The organism is Saliphagus sp. LR7, assembly GCF_003344565.1.
GTDB classification, from domain to species: Archaea; Halobacteriota; Halobacteria; order Halobacteriales; family Natrialbaceae; genus Saliphagus; species Saliphagus infecundisoli.
The window spans coordinates 34,633-54,568 of record NZ_QPND01000016.1 but is presented as its reverse complement, the minus strand read 5'-3'; the positions used below and the strand labels follow the sequence as shown (position 1 = coordinate 54,568).

The 19,936-nt window shown below is 58.2% G+C and carries 19 protein-coding genes; 12 read left to right on the top strand and 7 right to left on the bottom strand.

Going from position 1 to position 19,936, the window contains the following annotated elements:
- Positions 1-149: 149 nt before the first annotated feature.
- Together DVH23_RS17710 and DVH23_RS17705 are read left to right on the top strand one after the other, a co-directional pair.
- Positions 150-395 (top strand): hypothetical protein, encoded by a 246-nt coding sequence (locus DVH23_RS17710; RefSeq protein WP_114578769.1) that lies wholly within the window; start codon positions 150-152, stop codon positions 393-395.
- Between the two features lie 185 nt (positions 396-580).
- Positions 581-772 carry a hypothetical protein gene (locus tag DVH23_RS17705; protein ID WP_114578750.1) on the top strand — a complete coding sequence of 64 codons (192 nt, stop codon included), beginning with the start codon at positions 581-583 and terminating at the stop codon, positions 770-772.
- A gap of 820 nt (positions 773-1,592) precedes the next feature.
- Here DVH23_RS17705 and DVH23_RS17700 read toward each other — a convergent pair.
- The 3 genes from DVH23_RS17700 to DVH23_RS17690 form a co-directional block, all read right to left on the bottom strand.
- Positions 1,593-2,825, bottom strand: coding sequence for an orc1/cdc6 family replication initiation protein (locus DVH23_RS17700; RefSeq protein WP_114578749.1), 1,233 nt, complete (start codon positions 2,823-2,825; stop codon positions 1,593-1,595).
- Between the two features lie 616 nt (positions 2,826-3,441).
- Positions 3,442-3,765, bottom strand: coding sequence for a hypothetical protein (locus DVH23_RS17695; protein WP_114578748.1), 324 nt, complete (start codon positions 3,763-3,765; stop codon positions 3,442-3,444).
- 123 nt (positions 3,766-3,888) lie between these two features.
- On the bottom strand, positions 3,889-4,302 hold the full coding sequence (locus DVH23_RS17690; RefSeq protein WP_114578747.1) for a helix-turn-helix transcriptional regulator: 414 nt from the start codon (positions 4,300-4,302) through the stop codon (positions 3,889-3,891).
- A gap of 127 nt (positions 4,303-4,429) precedes the next feature.
- Here DVH23_RS17690 and DVH23_RS17685 point away from each other — a divergent pair, with 127 nt between their 5' ends.
- A complete protein-coding gene (locus DVH23_RS17685) occupies positions 4,430-4,978 on the top strand; it encodes a hypothetical protein (protein ID WP_114578746.1) in 549 nt (182 codons plus the stop codon).
- Between the two features lie 609 nt (positions 4,979-5,587).
- Entirely contained in the window at positions 5,588-5,872 is a 285-nt protein-coding gene (locus tag DVH23_RS17680; protein ID WP_114578745.1) for a helix-turn-helix transcriptional regulator, read from the top strand.
- 68 nt (positions 5,873-5,940) lie between these two features.
- Here DVH23_RS17680 and DVH23_RS17675 read toward each other — a convergent pair whose 3' ends face one another.
- The gene (locus tag DVH23_RS17675; protein WP_114578768.1) at positions 5,941-6,213 is read right to left on the bottom strand and encodes a hypothetical protein; all 273 of its coding nucleotides are present in this window, start codon (positions 6,211-6,213) and stop codon (positions 5,941-5,943) included.
- Positions 6,214-6,900: 687 nt separating this feature from the next.
- On the opposite strand from DVH23_RS17675, the gene DVH23_RS17670 reads away from it, so the two are divergent.
- The 4 genes from DVH23_RS17670 (at position 6,901) to DVH23_RS17655 (ending at position 11,417) form a co-directional block, all read left to right on the top strand.
- Entirely contained in the window at positions 6,901-7,719 is an 819-nt protein-coding gene (locus tag DVH23_RS17670; RefSeq protein WP_114578744.1) for a ParA family protein, read from the top strand.
- Positions 7,716-8,132 carry a hypothetical protein gene (locus DVH23_RS17665; protein ID WP_114578743.1) on the top strand — a complete coding sequence of 139 codons (417 nt, stop codon included), beginning with the start codon at positions 7,716-7,718 and terminating at the stop codon, positions 8,130-8,132. The genes DVH23_RS17670 and DVH23_RS17665 overlap by 4 nt, the downstream gene beginning before the upstream one ends.
- A 303-nt stretch (positions 8,133-8,435) precedes the next feature.
- Entirely contained in the window at positions 8,436-10,382 is a 1,947-nt protein-coding gene (locus DVH23_RS17660; RefSeq protein WP_114578742.1) for an archaea-specific SMC-related protein, read from the top strand.
- A gap of 141 nt (positions 10,383-10,523) precedes the next feature.
- Complete coding sequence (locus tag DVH23_RS17655) at positions 10,524-11,417, top strand: Gfo/Idh/MocA family oxidoreductase (RefSeq protein WP_114578741.1); 894 nt, start codon at positions 10,524-10,526, stop codon at positions 11,415-11,417.
- 253 nt (positions 11,418-11,670) lie between these two features.
- Here DVH23_RS17655 and DVH23_RS17650 read toward each other — a convergent pair whose 3' ends face one another.
- The 3 genes from DVH23_RS17650 to DVH23_RS17640 all read right to left on the bottom strand — a co-directional run bounded on the left by DVH23_RS17650 (position 11,671) and on the right by DVH23_RS17640 (position 14,839).
- Entirely contained in the window at positions 11,671-12,717 is a 1,047-nt protein-coding gene (locus DVH23_RS17650) for a Gfo/Idh/MocA family protein (protein ID WP_157972477.1), read from the bottom strand.
- 5 nt (positions 12,718-12,722) lie between these two features.
- The gene (locus DVH23_RS17645) at positions 12,723-13,700 is read right to left on the bottom strand and encodes an LLM class flavin-dependent oxidoreductase (RefSeq protein ID WP_114578739.1); all 978 of its coding nucleotides are present in this window, start codon (positions 13,698-13,700) and stop codon (positions 12,723-12,725) included.
- Positions 13,701-13,807: 107 nt separating this feature from the next.
- A complete protein-coding gene (locus DVH23_RS17640) occupies positions 13,808-14,839 on the bottom strand; it encodes an SIS domain-containing protein (RefSeq protein ID WP_114578738.1) in 1,032 nt (343 codons plus the stop codon).
- 213 nt (positions 14,840-15,052) lie between these two features.
- On the opposite strand from DVH23_RS17640, the gene DVH23_RS17635 reads away from it, so the two are divergent.
- From DVH23_RS17635 to DVH23_RS17620, 4 genes are all read left to right on the top strand, one after another.
- Positions 15,053-16,267, top strand: coding sequence for a class II D-tagatose-bisphosphate aldolase non-catalytic subunit (locus DVH23_RS17635; RefSeq protein WP_114578737.1), 1,215 nt, complete (start codon positions 15,053-15,055; stop codon positions 16,265-16,267).
- Between the two features lie 91 nt (positions 16,268-16,358).
- Positions 16,359-17,339 carry a BadF/BadG/BcrA/BcrD ATPase family protein gene (locus DVH23_RS17630; protein WP_114578736.1) on the top strand — a complete coding sequence of 327 codons (981 nt, stop codon included), beginning with the start codon at positions 16,359-16,361 and terminating at the stop codon, positions 17,337-17,339.
- A 118-nt stretch (positions 17,340-17,457) separates the two neighbouring features.
- Positions 17,458-18,930 (top strand): arylsulfatase, encoded by a 1,473-nt coding sequence (locus DVH23_RS17625; protein WP_114578735.1) that lies wholly within the window; start codon positions 17,458-17,460, stop codon positions 18,928-18,930.
- A 228-nt stretch (positions 18,931-19,158) separates the two neighbouring features.
- Entirely contained in the window at positions 19,159-19,926 is a 768-nt protein-coding gene (locus DVH23_RS17620) for a sugar phosphate isomerase/epimerase (RefSeq protein WP_114578734.1), read from the top strand.
- Positions 19,927-19,936 lie beyond the last annotated feature (10 nt).

Genomic DNA, 19,936 nt, shown 5'->3' with positions numbered 1-19,936 from the left:
CCCCTGTTTAGCATGTCATAGGATCCTTCACAAAGGGTATTTTTCGACCCGCTTGGACTGAATCTCGTGCTACATCCAGGTGCGAACGTATCAGGCGATCTTGTAGACCAACCCACAGATTTATGAAGCGGGAGATGTCACTGTGGTATATGGTTCCCACCCAGCAGAGGAGGTCTGGTATCCCATCAACATTGGATGAACTGAACGTTAGCTCAGTGGAGTTGCTCTTCACTGTGACGCTGCTTATCGGTTCAGTGTCTGTCGCTGTGATAGCCAGTGGAGACCCTGAACTGATGGCAGTGGTCGCACTGAGCGGAGTTACGGTTGTACTCTTCGGGATGGCTCTGGTTCGACTCTCCGAGTACAGTCGGACAACTGAGCTGTCCCTCTTCTGAGAACGTACTGTTTCGAAATACCACACCCACCTTGTGGTAAGTGTTCGTCCTGGATGTAACGCAGATAATCAGCCGGCCTAGTTGTGAAAATAATATCCCGCAAGTTAGGCTCACCTGTTTCAGTTTCCGCTGGTCGAAATCATTATCCCATATCTTCACACAAGGCAGTATAGAGGCGTCCGTCAATGACAGCGACCGAAAAGAAGGACCGGGCAGCAGCTGTGTGCAAGTCCTGCGAGGAAATCGTGCCTGTTCGGATCACTCCTGATAGGGAGATTGAGCCAATTGGTTTTTCCTGTGGCTGTGGAGGGGGCGACGGAGAGTCCCTCAAAATCCTCAATGAGGAGGACACACATCTTGATGAATACGGGGAGTAGCCGGCTCACTCTATTAGCGGTAGCTGAGGAGGGTCCCGCGAATTCGGCTGATGAAACTGATCTCAAGAATCACTGTGTTCAACTGGTCTAATCTTCAACGGCGAACGCTTGGCTACCTGCATCCTCAAGAACGGTAAACTGAGTACCTCCACAACTGCGGCACTCACCAATACCGATTGGGATAATATCTCCCTGAGAAGTGACGTTAGCGGGATACCTCTTTCCACACCCGTCACAGGCCGTGAGCTTCCGGTCTTCGTCTGATATGTGTGACATGCGATTCAAATAAAATAAGATATATGTGATTATTAGGGTTGCGCTCAGATTGAGATTGTAACCTTCACTGTGTACAACCGAAGTTAGACACAATAGAAATGGACCCCAGTCTGAGTTACCCCACGGTGAGGGTCGATCTCGACGAGTGGGGAAACCCGGGGAGGTGCCGACAAGCGCTCCCTCATCGCGGTCGATCGTACCATGATATTAACCAACAGAACGACGGTGTACCGAACGGTGTTGGTTAAGCCTTCGAGATGATCGCTGGGGTGCCGGCGGCGGCAGAGTGGTCCGAAATCCTCATAGTTATCCTTCTTGAAGACAGATATTCGATAAGAACTGCCAAGAAAGAAAAACTCTGTTTTGGGTTCATTCGACTCCGTCGCCGAATTGTCGTAGCGAACCCACCCCCCACCCCAGATTTCCGTCGTTCCGATCCGACCCCACGTTTCCGACGTGATTTTCGACCCCCCTCGTTTCCGTCGTTTCCTCATCCCCCACCCCAGATTTCCGTCGTCCACACCCACTCAATAGGAGCGAACCCCTACTCGCGAGCCCAATTCTGCATCCGGCTGTCTTCAACGATCGTTTCCCGGACAACTTGAGGATCTTCAATGAGTCGATTCTGGAGATGGATGCCGCCCGCACTTCCCTTGTTGATCTTCTCGATTTCAATCACGCCGAGGAACGCCTGTTCTTTCAGGATGTCACGGAACCGTCGTACGGAGAGGATATCCACATCCAAGTCGTTGCAGATTAGTTCATACTGATCGTATACGCGGCTCGTTAGGAAGGCGTCGTCGTTAGAGTTGATGCTCAGTTCCGTTAGCGCGAACAATGCAACCTTTGCCTGTGTGGGTGCGCCGTTTACGAGTTCCCTGAATCGATCCTTTTCGGCGTGTTGCTGGGCCTGCCGAACATGTTCTTCTTTGACTTGTTCTGCATCGGACTCGTAGGCGACTTCCCCGGCGTGGCGGAGAATGTCAATCGCCTTGCGAGCATCGCCGTGTTCTTGAGCTGCAAAGGCCGCTGAGAGTGGGATCACATCGGCGGTAAGGATGTCGTCCTGGAAGGCATCCTCGCGATTGTTCATGATTTCTCGAAGCTGGTTTGCGTCGTAGGGCTTGAAGAACAGCTCCTTGTGTTGGAAGCTGCTTTTCACGCGCTCGTTCACGTTGTCGACGTACTGGATTTTGTTGCTAATCGCGATAACACCGACACTACAGTCAATTTTGCCTGCCTCTTCGGCGCGAGAAAGCTTCATCAGTACGCTATCGTCGTTCATCAGGTCAATCTCATCAAGGATGATGATCACAGAATCAAATTGCGCGTCAAGAATCTTCCAGAGAAGTTTGTAGTATTTCGACGTGCTGAGACCGGTGTGTGGAACGGTAATCCCAGAGGTCGATTCATCGTTCAGCTTGGCTGCGAGCGAGGAGATAGCCTGTGTCTCGGTGTTGTCCTCGGCACAATCGATGTAGGCTGTTCCAATATTGACATCGTCCTGAGAAGCGTTTTGAGCGCGCTGACAGACATGTTTTGAAACGAGTGATTTTCCGGTCCCCGTCTTCCCGTAGATCATCACGTTCTCCGGAGAATAGCCGTGGACAGCGCCGTTGAGACGTTTCGCCAATTTAGAGATTTCCTCATCTCGACCGACGATCCGGTCGGCCTCAGGAACGTGGCCGATCTTCAAGAGATCCTTGTTCGCGAAGATACGATGCCCGGACTCGAAGAGTGGATCGTCAACAGAACCTGATGAGGAATCGGACGGCATTGAATATCACACGGTGTGAGCGGGGGGAATATAAATCTAGTGGAGAGAGTCACCCACGTTTCCGACGTTACTTCCCTAATACTGGCGTTGAAGGGGCGTTTATCGGTGAAATTAGGATAATGGTATGAGGACCGCGTTTCCGACGTGATAGAGGGGCTGCGCCCCGATTGGAATCACAGGGACCGAACCCACACACCCTACGTTTCCGTCGTAATCGATCTCAATAGAGAGGTCCACTCGAAGAGGCGGTCCAAGAACTGAAAATAGCGAGAACAGTGCTAATATCAGCCGTTCATGAACTGCTACAGGCAGTCTCGGCCAAGATAGATTTCTTTCGAGTGAACGAAGTAATCTTGTTCACTCTTTGAACGAAGTAGACTTACTGGACTCTTCTCTTCCCACCTACTTTAATCTAGGTGTGGAGTAGAAATACTATCACTAGGGCTAGGCTAATCGAATTCCTTTTCGGGTTAAATTAGGACTGCTTCGCTCTGTCATCGTGGAGAAACAACGGAAACGTGGCGAAGGAGGCGTGGTTCCAGTTCTCTGTCCTCTTCCTTGTCTACCCATTCTCGGTTACGACGGAAACGTGGGGTGGGTGCCTTCCGGGTCAAGTTCATTCGTCTGGGTTGACCGGCCCCTTGTACTTCGACGTCACCTTGTCCCCCTCTCTCCACTGCCAGTAGTAGTAGCGGTTATCGTTGATGTCCTTGATCGTGATCGTTGCCTTCGACGGAACGTCATCCGGAAGATCGGCGGGGCGCTCGTTAATCCCGTTCTCATCCGACTCCTCCTTGAAACGGGCCTCACGTGCTTTGTGTTCGGCTAAGGCCTCGGCGTAGCGGGTAACATGTTGGAGTTGTTCCGGGGAGTACTCGTTCAGCGTATCGACGATGTCTGTCGGGAGGTCCGCTGGCGGTGTCGGTGGCTCGTAGGACATCAAGTAGCACCCTGTGTTAACCAACACTGGGTTCGAGAGTATAATTTTGTTGGTTAACTCTCAATGCCATCGCTGGCCGCTGAATCATACAAATAGCAAACTCTTCTGCAATAGCGCGACTGGTCACGCGTCGTCTGGACGGGGGGCGTTCTCGTACTTGACCATCTTCTCGGGTTTATCGGATATGGTCTCGTAGATCTGTTGGAGGGTTTCTTCCGCAGCGAGGAGGTTGTGTTCGTCGAGGAACTTGCGGCCCTCCTCCGTGAGGCCGTAGAACTTCCAGGGATACCCCTGCCGGCGCTGGCCGTCGCCTAGGGCGACTTCCTTGACGATACCGGAGTCGATCAATTTCTGGATGTGTTTGTAGACGGTGGCGTCACTTACGCTAGGGTTGAGTTCCTCGAGTTCGTACATCGAGGGCAGCTGCTCAGGGTGTTGGAGGATATTATTGAGAAGGGCGAACCGCGTCTGTTGAGTGACGAAGTGGACAATTTCCCGGATTTCCATCCCCTCAACCGTTCCCAGATCTGCGCTCATACGTCACCGTATGCAGTCCGCCGGCAAGTAATTTACCCCAAAGTAAATCACTCTGAGGTAAACTATAGCTATATGAGTTGGTAGTTTACTTCATAAACTCTATCTCAACGCGGGAATTGGCGTAGATATGACTGACGAGGAGTCGCCGATTCCGGAGGATATCCTCACAAGTGTGAAGGAGCAACTCGACGAGGAAGAAATCTCGCTTGGGGAGAACGAGGGGATCCTCCACGCTCTGAGCGAGTTGACGCCGGTCTACGAGAACGACCGGTCATACTTCGTGCTCGGGAACTACGACCGGGAACCGATTCGGCGACTGAGCCTGGTGGTTGACCGTCTCAACCGCCGGCATGACGCGTATGCGTTCCGGATGGTCGATATCCGCGGCGAGTGGGACAATAGCATCCAGAAGTTCTGCCTGGTCGCCGATATCGTAACGTATCTTGTTGGCGTCGCCGAGAAGAAGCCCAGCGATTTCCTTGTTGAGCAGGGGCTCCTGGTCGGCACGACCGAGTACTTCGGGAAGAGTCACGTGCTCAAGCGCGAGTACGAGGACGAGGAGCACCCATTCGGTTGGATGCAGGGCGGCGTCTTCGAACTGTTCGACCAGAATGGACGGTTATATCGCTGGCAGACCGAGGAAGATCTCGTCGAGGTGACTGAAGGGCTTCCGTGACAGCGGGTGGGACCAAAACGGCCGGCGTTAACCAACAGGCTGGCTGAAGGCCTGTCGATGTTGGTTAATCGTAACGGTCCGCGTGGGTCGCGAGTCGGCGACTCCAGTGTTCGTCGAATCAATCGCGTGGACCTATGCGCTCGGTTCCACTTGTAGAGTTCCCCATTCTACTCATCGACAAGCCGTTTGGGGTGGAGGATCATCTCATTCGGGTGGCTGGGACGGGTCTCGCGAGGGTGGCTCGCGCATCCGAATTTTGTGCAAAGGAGGCTTTCTGTTGGAGGCCAAATGTTGCACAAGGTCCATTATCGTTACCACTATTATCATGGATGCAAGACACTCACGCGCACAGCCCACGCGGCGAACTAGACATGGATGAGTGGGCTGTGTCTGTACGTACTCGGGGCGGGATTCCCCTTCCCGCCCCTCTCCATGCTCTCCGCGAGCAACGGCGATTCCGGCCACTTGGTTGTGCTCACTCCCATAAGATCCAGACTCCGATGAAAATCTATGCTTTCCTCACAGGGGTAAACTGTATACGTAGACGTCTTTCGGAGGATATAGGTATATTTCCAAACAGTTAAACCGATCTAGTTAGTAGAGAGTCATATGTATGATCTGACCGGCTTCCAGCGCGATCTCCTGTACGTTGCTGCAGGATTGGACGAGCCCCACGGGCTCGCGATCAAAGACGAACTCGAGAACTACTACGAAACGGAAATTCATCACGGGCGGCTCTACCCGAATCTCGATACGGTCGTCGACAAGGGGCTTCTCGAAAAAGGCCAGAAAGATAAACGAACGAACGTCTACTCAGTGACGCGTCGTGGCCGACGTGAGATTGAGGATCGTCGAGAGTGGGAGTCACAGTACGTCGACGAACTGGTTGCGTAACCGCGTCTCGTGGATTCTCTCGCAGTGATCGGGATCGACATCATTCACACCGATCCGTAGATCGCTCATCACTCGTATGAGATGTCTGTCACACGAAGTCCCCCATCCACTTCGTAGAGATACCCACGATCATGAAGGCGGTCAACGGCGTGATCAACGTCCTGTGGTTCGAGCTCGAGGTCAGTTCTGAGGACTATCTCCGTGAGCTGGTCACGTGACAGTGTCGGGGCGGATGGTTCTCCGTCCGGGGTAGATTCGCGTTGGTTTGTCACGTGCTCTAGAACCGTCTTATAGACGTCAAGAATCCAGTCAGCCAGTGGAGGGCGGTCGTCCTCATACATATTCTGCATCTCGTCATAGACCGGTCAGTGTCTTAGTATTGATGACCCGGATCAACGGCTCGACGGCCTCCTTGGCGGTGTCTTTGATGAGTACACGCCAAAGATCCGATATCAGAATAGTCCAACCACGAGAATTGCAGAATCTATCTGTTGGAGGTAGCGCCGTATACCACCACTCCTGACATCGAGACGGATTCTCAATGACCATGAACTCTTTTCAAGACGCCACGAAATGGGGGCGCTCATAGACTGGAGAACCGAACACGTCGATGAAGAGAACTGAGGCCTTGTGGAACACATATTGAAGTTTTCATTGAGAAAGAGATGAGCATCGTTCCGACACAGATTGAAACTCCAGTGTAGATAGTCGATCCGTCATACGTGTCTCATTAGCGGGTGAAAGCGCCAATGCCTGCCATCCTCATACGAATGTTGCACAAGGTGGAGCTGTAGCCGGTTTCGCTCCCATAATAGTTCTAAATTTTCCGATAGGATTCTCGCCTTGGTAACGAACGGAACGAATGAAATGAATGGATTGACGATGACGAACGAGTTTTGTCCGGAGGGATAACGATCAATAGGATTTATCAGGGTGGTATTCCTTTCATCGAGTGAAATACTCGCACCGAGCGCACCGATCAAAACGAACGAAACGAACATAACGATTTCACTAAACTAACGATTGCTATGGCCGAAACCAACACTGCACGAATCACCGTGGCGAATCAGAAAGGTGGCGCGGGAAAGACGACTGATGTTATCCATACTGGCGGCGCGCTTGCCGCCCGGGGACACGAGGTCCTCCTGGTCGATATCGATTATCACGGAGGGCTCACCTGCTCGCTTGGGTACAGCGACCTCTACTACGACACTGACCGAACCACGCTCTTCGACGTACTCGATTTCGATCGGATGGAGTCAGTGAACGACATCATCGTCGATCACACGGAATTCGACATCATCCCCGCGAGTGAAAAGCTGGCGAACAACAAGAACATTCAGACGCTGCTCGAAGCACCAAAGAGCAGAGAGCGCTTGGAGTTGACACTTAACAAACTCGACAGAAACTACGACTACGTCATTGTCGATACGCCACCATCGCTGAATGTCCTCACCGATAACGCCCTGGTAGCGACCGGAAACGTTGTTATTCCCGTCATTCCCGAGCAACTCAACGCTAACAGCCTCCAGATTTTCGCGAAGCAACTGAGCTCGCTCGAACCGGCGTACGGTGACATCAACCGTCTTGCTATCATGTGCAACCGGGTCGAGCAGAACGGCGAGCACAGAGCTACTATAGAGGAGATCAAATCGGCATACTCGCTCCCTATCTTCGAGCTTCCGAAACGCACTGATCTCTCCCAGTCGATCGGTGAAGGTGTTTCCATCTTCGGCTTCGAGAAGGAGAACAAGCGCGTTGAGGACGCTCGCGAATTGTTCAACGAAATCGCTGACCTGTTCGACGAGACGTTTGAGAAGACCGCTCCTGCGGAGGTGAAGGCATGACCGACGGATGGGGAGAGGCCTCCGGTATTGAGGGGAACTACCAAAACGAGGATGATGAGACCGATCCCGACGAAATAAGCGGGATAGACGAATCGGCGGAAACCAGCTCCTCGACTGAAACGCCCGAATCGAACGAAACGAGTGAATCGAATGGATCGAACAAAACGAACGGAACGAAGACAAACATCAAGGACGAATGGAACGGACGGACGATCTACATTCCAGACGACATCTTGGAGAACATGGAAGACACGTACCTTGAATCGCAGTTGAAACTACGAAAAGCGAGCCACACGCAGTTCAAGAAAAATCGCCATTTCTATCCCCTCCTTGTCCAGTTTGGTCTTGAAGCGTTATCTGATGCGGACGCTGATGAAATCCAGACCCGACTTTCTAATCTTAATGGCGAATAACGTGGAAGGGGATACAGTCCGACTGAATTCTGGAACGTGAGTGGTCATCCGCGGTTATAACTACGCTCGGAATTATGCCTACCACTATACAATTCTTATGTGCTTGTTGTCAAATTTAGCCTGGAAGGTTTAAACGAGGAAGCCTTCAATAATTCTAACTCAGGGGGTCCTGATTTTCTTCCTACTCATGATCACTTTGCTATCTCCCCGCACCCAATAGGAAGTACATATCAGACAATCGCTTGCGATGTCGTCCTTCGTCAAAGTTACCGTATTTATATGGTTGAAGGGGTAAAGGAGCATATGTCCGTAGCAAAGTCGATCGAGACACCAGTAGAGGTTATTGCCGAGAACATCGGTGGGATCGACTCGGCCCGTGTCTCCCTCGAGCCCGGCATCAACGTGTTGACCGGTCGCAACGCCACCAACCGCACATCGTTCCTTCAAGCGATCATGGCTGCCCTCGGCAGCGATCGCTCCTCGCTGAAAGGCGACGCCGACGAGGGCGAGGTCAAACTCTCCTTCGACGACGGCCGCTACAGCCGGTCGCTCTACCGCCGGAACGACACCGTCGTCTTCGACGGCGAGCCCTACCTCGAGGACGCCGAACTCGCCGATCTCTTCGCGTTCCTGCTGGAATCCAACGAGGCCCGCCGGGTCGTCAGTCGTGGCGACGACCTCCAGGAGCTGATCATGCGCCCGATCGACACCGACGAGATCCAGGCCGAGATCCGCCAACTCGAGGACGAGAAACGCGAGATCGACGACCGACTCGACCACCTCGACGACCTCAAGAACGAACTCCCCGGCTTGGAGGAGCGTCGGGTCTCGATCGATGACGAGATCGAGAATCTGGAAGCCGAACTCGAGGAGGTCGAGGTCGAACTCGACGACCTCGACGCCGACGTCGAGGAGAGCCAGAGCCGGAAAGAGGAACTCGAGTCGACGTTCGCCGACCTCCGTAGCGCCCGCCGAGAGCTCGAGTCCGTCGAGTACGATCTGGAGACCGAACGCGAGAGCCGCACCGAACTCGAGAACGAACGCGACCGCCTCGAAACCGACCTTGTCGACGTCTCCGACGAGGAGGACGGCGACGAGTCCCCCGAGCGCCTTCAGGGCCGGGTCCAGGAGCTTCGCGAGCGCAAGCGCGACCTCGATACCACGCTGAACGAACTCCAGAGCGTCGTCCGGTTCAACGAGGAGCGGCTCGAAGACGGCGGCATCGACCTCGGGGACACCATGGGCGAGGACGACGCGGTCACCGACCGCCTGCTGGCCGGCGACAGCGAGGTCGTCTGTTGGACCTGTGGTTCGGAGGTCGAACGCGACGCCATCGAATCCACCCTCGAACGGCTCCAGGAGCTCCACCAGTCGAAACTCGCCGACAGAAACGAGCTTCAAGAGAAGATCGACGACCTGACGAGCCGCCAGAAGGAGCTCCGAAAACACCGGAACCGCCGCGAGCGTTTAGAGGAGCGCCTCGACTCGATCGAGGACGACCTCGCGGCCCACGGCGACCGGATCGACGACCTGGAGGACGAGCGCGCCGACCAGGAAGACCGCGTCGAGGAGCTCGAGGACGAGACCGAATCGTTCGACGACACCGACTACAGCGAGGTCCTCGAAGCTCACCGCGACGCCAACGGCCTCGAGATCGAGATCGAGAACCTCGAGGACGAACGAAGCGAGGTCGACGACCGGATCGCCGAACTCGAGACGACCATCGAGGAGCGCGAGGAACTTGAAGAACGGCGCGAGGAGATCACGGACGAACTCGCGGACCTCCGGACGCGGGTCGACCGGATCGAGGACGACGCCGTCGAGGCGTTCAACGAACACATGTCCTCGATCCTCTCGATTCTCGACTACGCCAACATCGACCGGATCTGGATCGAACGCCGCGAGGGGACGGTCAAGGAGGGCCGCCGGAAGGTCGAGCGGACCGCCTTCGACCTCCACGTCATCCGGTCGACGGCCGACGGAACGAGCTACGAGGACCGGATCGAACACCTCTCGGAGAGCGAACGCGAGGTGACGGGGCTCGTCTTCGCGCTCGCTGGCTACCTCGTCCACGACGTCTACGAGCAGGTCCCGTTCATGCTGCTCGACTCCCTCGAGGCGATCGATTCGGATCGGATCGCCGCGCTCGTCGAGTATTTCGAGACGTATGCCGACTGTCTCGTGGTCGCCTTGCTCCCCGAGGACGCCAGCGCCCTCAACGACAACCACAACTACATCGCTGAAATTTAAGCCCGATGATTGAAATAACGGGTATGATTTTGTTTGGAATTGAGAAACCGGTGGATACTGGGACCATCAATCAAGACTAAGCCGGTCGGTACGGACGAACGGATAGATGTGCCGTGCTAGTTCGTTGAGAGGGATGAGCGGATGATTGACGTCGGGATCCTCGGACTCGACACGAGCCACGCCGAGAAGTTCGCGGCGGCGATCGACGACCGGCCCGACGCGACCGTCGCCGGCGTCTGGGACGGCGGGAAGGTCCGCGAGGAGTCGTACGTCTCTGCGTTCCGCGAGGAGTACGGTGCCGTCCGTTACGACCGCCCGGACGCGATGGTCGAGGAGGTCGACGCCGCGATGGTGCTCACGGCCGACTGGGACCGCCACCGCCCGATCGCCGAGGGCTTTCTCGAGGCGGGCGTCCCAACGTGTATCGACAAGCCGATCGCGGGCCATCTCGGTGACGTCGAGGTACTGCAAGCCACCGCGGACCGCTCCGGAACCCCGATCTGTGGGGGATCCGCGGTTCCCCACCATCCCTCGATCGACGACATGCGCGACGACGACGGGGGCCACGACCTGTTCGCGGCCGGCTACAACGGCCCGTTTTACTACGGGGTCCACCTCACCGACACCGCCCGCCGGGTCTGTGACGCCGACTGGACCGCCATCGAGCCGACGACCCACGGGTCGGCGACCGCGATTTCGTTCGCCGACGGCTCGACGGCGACCCTGCGCTTCGACGGCCCGACGAACCCCTCGGCGTTCGGCTTTCTCGACGTCGGTGAAACGATTCGCACGGCCCGGATCAACGGCGACGAGACCGAACTCGAGCGGATGTACGATCCCTTCATCGACACGTTCCTTGCGACCGCCCGCGGCGAGCGCGACGACGCCGACTGGCTGTTCGACGCCGCGACGCTCCTGCTCGGCGTCCAGGCCGCCCTCGAAAACGGGGTCGTCGTCGAACCGGGGAGCCCGGAACTCGCCGCCGTCGACCGCGATGGTGCCGCCTTCGTCGAGGGCTACGAGCCACTGTACTAAGGTGGCAGGTCTCCGGCCTCGACCATCGCCTCCAGGGAATTGTCCTCGATCTCGAAGGGAGGCTCGACGCGCCCCGGGTGGCGTCGACTTCTAACTTCCAGTGGCTATCGTGATCGCGCTCTAAAGCGGTCAGTCGTCGATCGTCTCCGTGAAGAATATCGTCCGCATCAGCTCTGCCGAGACACGATAAATATTTAATTCTATACATTTAAAACTATTTTATTAAATTTGAAGGATAGAGGAGAACGGCTAGTCAGTCCCTGACAGCGACTCGTTCTCCACGGTTCGCAGACTCGTAGATCGCGTCGAGAATCTGGAGTACGGTCAGGGTGTCATCGAGGTCGGCCGGAGGCTCCCTGCTCAGACGGCACGCCTTGAGGAACTCTTCGAAAAAAGTCAGTCCCCATTTCCCACCATAGCCCGGTGTCGGTTCGTATTCGTGGATGATCCGCCGTCGAGGGGTGCTTTTCCACTGTGGGCCCAGCGCGTGGAGATTAAGAGCTGTCGTCCCATCGAACCCGAACCGTTCGCCCATTGGGTCCCATGTACTGTAGCCTTCGGCGCCATGTATCGTAATCGACGTGTCATATCGGTCTTCGTCCAAATAATAGCCGCAGTCGTGAGAACCGATCGTCCCCGATGCCATCTTGAACTGGATCGAGGCACCGACCTCAACGCCGAGACCCTCCTCTTCGGACAGAGTAGCGTTCACCGCAGTAATCGGATCATCGAGCAGCCAGGGGAGGAGATCGAGCCAGTGAACTCCGAGCCACTGGACAATCCCGCCGCGACTCGCTTCTGGATCGAACAGGTAGTGGTCTGTCGCCCGGAAAGAGGGATTCGACGCGAAAAAGCGCATGTCCACGTTCCGGACGTCGCCGAAGAAGCCATCTGAGACGAACTCCCGGAGCTGTTCGGCGATCGGGTGGGCTCGCCACGTATAGGCGGTCCCGACAACACTGTCGGACCGTCGGGCCGCCTCTGCAATCGGCTTGAGCTCCGCGGCCGTTCTGGCGGCCGGCTTCTCGGTGAAAATGTGAAGGCCCCGATCAATAGCGGCTCCGATGAGTTCCGGCGTAGCACGGTTCGAAACGGTGAACCAGACGAGTTCGATATCCGCCTCCTCGAGGAGTGCCGCCGGCGTCCCGTACCCTTTCGCGTCCGCGAATCGGTCGTCGGCAGCCGTAGACATGTCCCGCTCGGGATCGGCGACCGCGACGACCTCGGCCGGAAGCTGGTCGATGCTCGCGAGGTACGGATCGACGTGATGGTGGTTAGTCCCAACATAGCCTACCTTCATGGCGGTCACCCGAACACCGGACGAACCTCGCGGCCGAACCGCTCCAGGGTCTCGAGGGTGACGTCCTGGGGCTGGCCGGGGAACTGACACCGGAGATAGACCTGGTCGACGCCGAGGTCCTCGTAGACCCGGAGCTGGTCGACGCACTCCTCGGGCGAGCCGATGACGAACTTCTCCTCGAGGTCGTCGTAGTCCACTTCGACCTCGTGTTCGTCCATGTAAGTCTGGCCCCAGCGGGCGTACCACTCGTACATCTGCAGCAGATAGGGCTCGATCGTCTCGCGGGCGTCGGCGACGGAGTCGGCGACGAAGCAGTCGCGCATCAGGACGACCTCGTGGTCCGCCCGGTCCTCGCCGAACTCGTCAAGGGCGTCCTCGTAGACGCCGATCTGGTGTTCGAGGTCGGCGGTTGTCGAGGAGGCGCTTGCGATCCAGCCGTCGCCGCGGTAGGCCGCCCGTTTGATCGCGACGTCGGCGTGGCCGCCGATCCAGACGGGCATCTCCTCGGGGCGAGGGGAGACGAAGACGTCCTCGACGGTCCACTCGGGGCCGTCGTGGCTCACCGACTCCTCGCTCCAGAGGCGTTTCAAGAGCGAGAGCGACTCGATAAACGTCTTCGACCGTCCCTCGAGGTCAACGCCGAACGCCTCGAGTTCGCGCTCGCGGTAGCCGATCGCGGCGCCAAAGCGCATCCGGCCGCCCGAGAGGCGGTCGATCATCGCGACCTGCTCGGCGAGGCGAATCGGATCGTAGCACATCGGCAGAAGCGCCATCGTCGCAAGCTCGAGGCGCTCGGTCCGGGCGGCGATCGCTGAGAGGGTGGTGATCGCCTCCGCGAACCCCTCCTCGTGGACGTGGCGCTCGCCGACGGCGGCGCCGTCGAACCCGACCCGCTCCATCAGTTCGGCCTGTTCGTAGAGGTCGGTGACCTCGAACCCGCTCTCGGGCGTGTAGTACTGGTTCAGGAAGACGCCGAACTTCACGCCGAACCCACCTCGGACTGGACCGTGGGAAACTCCTGCATGGTCGTTTGCCGAACTGACGAGCCTACGTGTAATGTAAGTTTGGATGGAGCTAGGTCAGACCGGCACTACAGCTCAACGACCTGCGTGAGGTTCTGGGGTTCATCGGGGTTCAGGCCAGCTTCGACGGCCCTATAGTAGCTTAACAGCTGGAACGGCGGTGCATAAAGCGGGAGCGACCCAATATCCCGCTCAGGCAACTCGATGGCGTAGTCGGACCCGACTGCCTTGAGGGTCTCGGCGGTCCCGACCGCGAGTGAGGTCGCCCCTAGATCGTCGACGTCCGCCAAGAGGTCGGCCTGAAGATCGAGCTGACGGTCCGGAAGGAAGACGGTGACGAGCGTGTCTTCATCAGCAATCGATTGGGGTCCGTGGCGGAACTCGAGGGTGTGGTAAGCCTTTGTCCAAGAGAGGGTCATCTCTTCGGCCTTGAGCATTGCTTCGGAGGCGATCCCGAACGTTTCACCCGAACCCAGGAAGACGCTCTTCTCGAACTTCTGTCCAGCGAGGTCTCGGGTAACAGGGTCGGTTTTTGAAATGACTCGTTCGCTGTCGGACGGAAGCGAGGCGAACCCGTCAGTCACCGACGAGCCGTCGGTCTCAATCACACGTGCGATATACTCGAAGGTGGCTAGCATCGAGGAAAACGATTTCGTCATGACGACGCTCTCCTCGTCACCCTCCGGCGAAAGGATCGGGATGTCGGCCAGGTCGTGGATCGTGCTCCCTTCGGTACAGGTGAGCCCGAGGACGGTAGCATCGGGATACTGCTCCTGAAGCGCCTCGGTCGCCCGCACCGTCTCGGTCGATTCGCCCGACCGGGAGACGGGGAGGATGACGTCTACCACCTCGGGCAGCTGGTGGGGTGAGACGAGCGCCTCGCTGCCGGGGATCGCGATGCTCGAAGCCACTTCGTTGAGCACTGCGCTCCCCGACAGCGAGAGGTAGTAAGAGGTACCACAGCCGGTGAGACAGAACGTCGTCTCGCCGGAAAGCAGTTCGTGGAGTCTCGGTTTGACTCGATCGAGCGACTCGACGACAGCCTCGAGTGCCGCTGGCTGGTCGTTGATCTCACGGATCGTCGCGTGTTCACTTGGCATGTGGGATATCCTTCTTAGCGACCCCCATTAAATTACGCCGGTTCAAGCCGCTTGCCCCACATAGGTCGGATCCGAATCGTTCAAACGGAAGACGAAGCAGCACCGGATCAAACGTCTCAATACGGGGGTCACGTTCGACGGGATTCGGTGGAGTTTCGACGGCTGGACGGAGACACGGATCGTTAAGTCATCTCGAGCGGTACGTATTGCCGAATGACGTTCGACACCAAGAGGTGGCTCGACGATCGCCGTGGCGAGGCGACGCTGCTCGGCGTCTGCCCCATGTCCGAGGAAATTGTTGAGGCGACGATCCGGGAGGCGACGACTGCGGCCGACTTCGTCCCAATGTTCATCGCGACCCCCCGGCAGGTGGACGCCAACAGGGGTTATACGGGCTGGTCACAGGAAGAGCTCATCAAGTTCATCGACGAAACCGCCGACACCGTCGGGTACAACGGACCAACTGTCGTGGCACGAGACCACGGCGGCCCCTACCAGAGCACGCGTGATCGTGGCGACCCGGACGTCCCCCTCGAGGACGCACTGGAATACGCGACGGAGCTGTTCATTGCGGACCTGGAAAGCGGGTTCGATGTGCTCCACGTCGACGCGACCGAGGATGCTCGGGCAGCGGAAGTCCTCGACCTTAAGGAGGTCGTCCGACGGACGGTTGAGCTAATCAATCGGGTCGAACGCTACCGCGAGTCCGAGGGACTCGATCCAGTGTACTACGAGGTCGGAACCGAGGAGATCACAGGCGGGATGACCGAGGCCGATGATTTTGAGCGGTATATCGACCTTCTCTGGGAGGCGCTGGCAGAGGCTGGACGGGAAACCGTCCGCGACCGTCTGCTGTTCGTCGTCGGTCAGATCGGAACGACGATGCGCATCGACATGGAAAACGACTTCAACCCGGAGAAAGCCCGCAGTCTCCAGTCGATCGTCGTCGATCGAGAACTGTTCCTCAAGGTTCACTACACGGATTGGCTCGACGACGATCAACTGTCGCAATTCCCCGAAATCGGCATCGGTGCGGCCAACGTCGGTCCCGAGTTCGCCGCGTCCATCATCGACGGCCTAGAGGAACTGGAGGACATGGAGCGAGAAGTGATCGACGACGAGTCGTCCCGATCGAGGTTCATGGAGTCGTTCATGGCTGCTGCCGTTCGAGACTCGCCGTGGCAGAAGTTCGCGCCTGCAGAACTTTCGGAGGACGAACTGAAGGCGTTCGCTGCGGAAAACCGCCGGAACATCGCCTACTGTGTCGGCCGGTACGTACTCAATGACCCGGAGGTGAGGGAAGCACGGGAGACGCTGTACGGGAACGTCGAGGCACACGTACCGGGGACTGATCCCCACGACCATGTCGTCGGGACGGTCCGCGAATCGATCCAACGGTACGTCGACGCGTTCGAGATGGACGCCTGACCCCCCGTTCGATGGAACGACCTCCTCCCAGGGGTGTCGCCGGACGGGCCAATCATCAGATTCAACTTCTGAACCCCTCTAATCATATCGTATGACCACGTACGTCGTCGGCGTCGACACCGGCGGGACAAAGACTACATCGATTGTCGTCGACGACTCTTACTCGTTGCTCGGGGTCGGCAACGGCGGTCCGGGAAACTATCGGGTTGCTGGCCCGGACGGCGCCCGCGAGAACGTTGAGGGTGCGATCCGGGAAGCGCTGGCGGAGGCCGGGGCCGACACGTCCGATCGGATCATTGGCGGGTTCGGTATGGGTACGCTCGATAGCGAGGAGGACTACGGGATCATCTCCTCGTTCTTAGATGATATTGAGTTCGTTAACGAACGCTACATTGAGAACGACGTCGTCACGGCCTACTTCGCGATCACAGCCGGCGATCCAGGAGTTGTCGTCATCTCGGGAACCGGTGCGATGGCCTTTGGAAGAAATAAAGCAGGTGAACGCGCTCGATCCAGCGGCTGGGGCTGGCTGTTCGGCGACGAAGGCAGCGGCTTCGACGCGGCGAGGCTCGGCCTCCGTGCCGCCTCGAAGGCCCACGATGGCCGCGGCGAACCGACCGTGCTCGTCGACGCGGCATGTCGCCACTTCGGTCTCGACTCGTTCGAAGACGTGTTTACCGAAGTCATCGATGAGATCGATCATGCCAAGGACATCGCGTCATTCGCCCAGCCCGTCGCCGAAGCTGCAGCGGCCGGCGACCCGACCGCGACGCGCATTGTCGATGACGCCGCGTCTGAACTCGTCGACGCAGCATGCGCCGTCGTCGAGCGGCTGGGTCTCGAGCCGTCGCCGATTGTCGGTTGTCTCGGCGGGTTCGGGACGAGTGAGGTGGTCGCAACCAGGTTCGAGTCGGAGCTACGGACGACGTATCCTAATGTGGAGATCCCAGAACCTGTCGCGAACCCGGTCGTCGGGAGCATCGCCCAAGTCGCCGACCAGCGATCGGCGTCGATCACGTGCGAGGACCTGCTCACGCTTGATGGGGAAATCGAGGGGTATCCTGACGGGTAAACTCGATCCGGAACCGTTCTCTGGACAGGTTTCTTGCTGGCAGCCGTATCACTTGGCTCAGGTCGTGGATCCGGATCTGTGAGGTAGAACTATATGGAACGGCGGGCAGGTGGCCAGTATGTCTGATCGACCGAACGTCCTATTCGTCATGACCGATCAGCAGCGTGGAGACTGTATCGGGGCCGACCCTGAGGCACCGACCGACGCCGACGGTCGGTCGCTGCTCCACACTCCGAACATCGACAGCTTGGTCGGCGATGGCGCGCTGTTTACGCGGGCGTACACGCCCGCTCCATCGTGTATCCCGGCGCGGCGATCGCTCCTGACCGGCCAGACGCCTGCGACCAACGGCGCGCCGGGCTGGGTGACGACACCCTGGAAGTTCGACCACACCCTTCCCGGCGAGCTTCGAGACGCGGGCTACCAGACGAAACTCGCCGGGAAGATCCATTCGATCCCGCCGCGAAATCATGTCGGCTTCGAGGACATGGACCAACACGAGGCGCTGTGGAATCACCCTGACGATGACTACACCCGCTGGCTCGAGCGCGAAAGCGACGGCCAGTATGACGAACTCGCCCACGGTCTCGGGCGTAATTCCTGGGACCCTCGGCCGTGGCACGCAGCGGAGTACGAACACCCGACGAACTGGACGACTCGGAAGGCCCTCGACTTCCTCGATCAGCGAGATCCGACCCGACCGTTCTTCCTCAATCTCTCCTACGTTCGCCCACACACGCCGTTCGATCCACCCCAGGTCTACTGGGACATGTACATCGACCGCGAGGCACCCGAGCCATACATGGGCGATTGGGTCGAGGACGTCCACGGCGGGAAGATTCCCGAGTATCCGTCGGCCGATGCCTGGGTCGCTGACCTCTCGCCGACGACCGTTCACCGAGCGCGGGCGGCCTACTACGGACTGATCACTCACATCGATCATCAGTTCAAGCGCGTCCTCGACAAGTTGGCGACGATCGGCGAACTCGAGGATACGTTCGTCGTCTTCTGTTCTGATCACGGCGAGATGCTCGGTGACCATCACATGTGGCGCAAGACCTACGCGTACGAGGGGTCCGCACGGGTCCCCTTCATCTTGAAGTTCCCCGCCACGATGGACCTCCCCCGCCAGCAGCTTATCAACCGTCCGGTCGGTCTCGAGGACATCATGCCGACGCTGCTGTCGGTCGCCGGCGTCGAGATCCCCAAGACGGTCGAGGGCCGAAACCTACTCGAACTGGTCCGTGAGCCCGACCGCGAGGATTGGCGCGAGTGGTATCACGGCGAACACGCCGCCGGTAGCTACGACCCCGAGAACGGCACCCAGTACCTGATCGATGGCACGATGAAGTACGTCTGGAACCCGGTTACGGACCGCGAACTCCTGTTCGACCTCGACGACGACCCCGGGGAGGAAACGGACCTGACGACCTCGAGTGCCCACGCGGAGGACTTAGAACGAGGACGCACGGCGATGGTAGAGGTCTTATCGGGACGTCCCGAAGGATTCGTCGAGGACGGTGAACTCGTCCCCACGGCTTCCGGCCCGGAAGGGTTGGGCGATCCGGACGACTGTGCCTCGAGCAGCTAACGCCTGATCGACAGCAATTCGACCTCCGCGCGAAATGCTTCCCCTGTGCTGGTGGCGTCTCATCAACTGGTGGAAATCCATTGTTCGATTGGTTCACTGATGAATCGTAGCCGTCAGAGAGTTCGCTACAGAAATATCTCAGCCGAGAACATATCGCCCACCAGTTGATGAGACACACCCCCCGTGCTCGAGCAAAAGTACTTTATCCCGGCTCGGTTCCCGTGAGATATGGTACGCACCGCGATCCAGTTGTTCACGCTCAGAGACGTCGGCTGCTCCCTTCCCGACATCATCGGTCGGGTTGGCGGCACCGCGTTCGACGGCGTCGAGTTCTACGACGCCCACTTCGATGACCTCGCGGATCCTGGGACCGCCGACCGAACGCGAGAGACGCTGGCAGAGGCCGGACTTTCGGTCGCAGGCGCACATGTCGGCATCGACCGCCTTGAGTCGTCGTTCGACGAGGTCGTCTCGACCTGCGAGAGGGTGGGCTGTTCGACGCTCGTCATTCCCTCCTACGACGGCGAGGCGTTCAGCACTGTCAACGGGATTGAGGAGGCCGCCGACCGGATCGCGGGTCTCGCCGCCGACCTCGCCGAGCACGACGTCGACCTCCTCTATCACAACCATACCTTCGAGTTCGTCGAGGTCGAGGGCTCGGTTGCCTTTGAGCGGTTCGTCGAGTTCGCCGACGGTCGGTTTGGGTTCGAACCCGACGTTGGCCTCGCGGCCCACGCGGACTACGATCCCCTCGAATTGCTCGCGGTCGTTGGCGAGGACGCCCCCGTCGTCCACCTAACCGACACGGTGCCAGGAGACGACGACGGCCTACACGCCGACGTCGGCAAAGGCGTCGTGGACGCCGAGGCGTGTGCGGAGGCGGCCGTGAGAAATGGTGCCGAGTGGCTCGTCTGTGAGAACGGACGGACTGACGACGGCCGCGCGTCGCTGGCCCACGGTAGCGAGGCGTTCGCCGACCTTCGCGACGGCGTTTGATCGGAGCGCG

Coding starts and splice junctions, on each gene's coding strand:
- DVH23_RS17665 (WP_114578743.1), top strand. CDS start 7,716: ATGACCGACGGATGGGGAGAGGCCTCCGGTATTGAGGGGAACTACCAA.
- DVH23_RS17630 (WP_114578736.1), top strand. CDS start 16,359: ATGACCACGTACGTCGTCGGCGTCGACACCGGCGGGACAAAGACTACA.
- DVH23_RS17620 (WP_114578734.1), top strand. CDS start 19,159: ATGGTACGCACCGCGATCCAGTTGTTCACGCTCAGAGACGTCGGCTGC.
- DVH23_RS17640 (WP_114578738.1), bottom strand. CDS start 14,839: ATGCCAAGTGAACACGCGACGATCCGTGAGATCAACGACCAGCCAGCG.
- DVH23_RS17680 (WP_114578745.1), top strand. CDS start 5,588: ATGTATGATCTGACCGGCTTCCAGCGCGATCTCCTGTACGTTGCTGCA.
- DVH23_RS17670 (WP_114578744.1), top strand. CDS start 6,901: ATGGCCGAAACCAACACTGCACGAATCACCGTGGCGAATCAGAAAGGT.
- DVH23_RS17675 (WP_114578768.1), bottom strand. CDS start 6,213: ATGTATGAGGACGACCGCCCTCCACTGGCTGACTGGATTCTTGACGTC.
- DVH23_RS17700 (WP_114578749.1), bottom strand. CDS start 2,825: ATGCCGTCCGATTCCTCATCAGGTTCTGTTGACGATCCACTCTTCGAG.
- DVH23_RS17655 (WP_114578741.1), top strand. CDS start 10,524: ATGATTGACGTCGGGATCCTCGGACTCGACACGAGCCACGCCGAGAAG.
- DVH23_RS17695 (WP_114578748.1), bottom strand. CDS start 3,765: ATGTCCTACGAGCCACCGACACCGCCAGCGGACCTCCCGACAGACATC.
- DVH23_RS17660 (WP_114578742.1), top strand. CDS start 8,436: ATGTCCGTAGCAAAGTCGATCGAGACACCAGTAGAGGTTATTGCCGAG.
- DVH23_RS17635 (WP_114578737.1), top strand. CDS start 15,053: ATGACGTTCGACACCAAGAGGTGGCTCGACGATCGCCGTGGCGAGGCG.
- DVH23_RS17705 (WP_114578750.1), top strand. CDS start 581: ATGACAGCGACCGAAAAGAAGGACCGGGCAGCAGCTGTGTGCAAGTCC.
- DVH23_RS17685 (WP_114578746.1), top strand. CDS start 4,430: ATGACTGACGAGGAGTCGCCGATTCCGGAGGATATCCTCACAAGTGTG.
- DVH23_RS17710 (WP_114578769.1), top strand. CDS start 150: ATGGTTCCCACCCAGCAGAGGAGGTCTGGTATCCCATCAACATTGGAT.
- DVH23_RS17690 (WP_114578747.1), bottom strand. CDS start 4,302: ATGAGCGCAGATCTGGGAACGGTTGAGGGGATGGAAATCCGGGAAATT.
- DVH23_RS17650 (WP_157972477.1), bottom strand. CDS start 12,717: ATGAAGGTAGGCTATGTTGGGACTAACCACCATCACGTCGATCCGTAC.
- DVH23_RS17625 (WP_114578735.1), top strand. CDS start 17,458: ATGTCTGATCGACCGAACGTCCTATTCGTCATGACCGATCAGCAGCGT.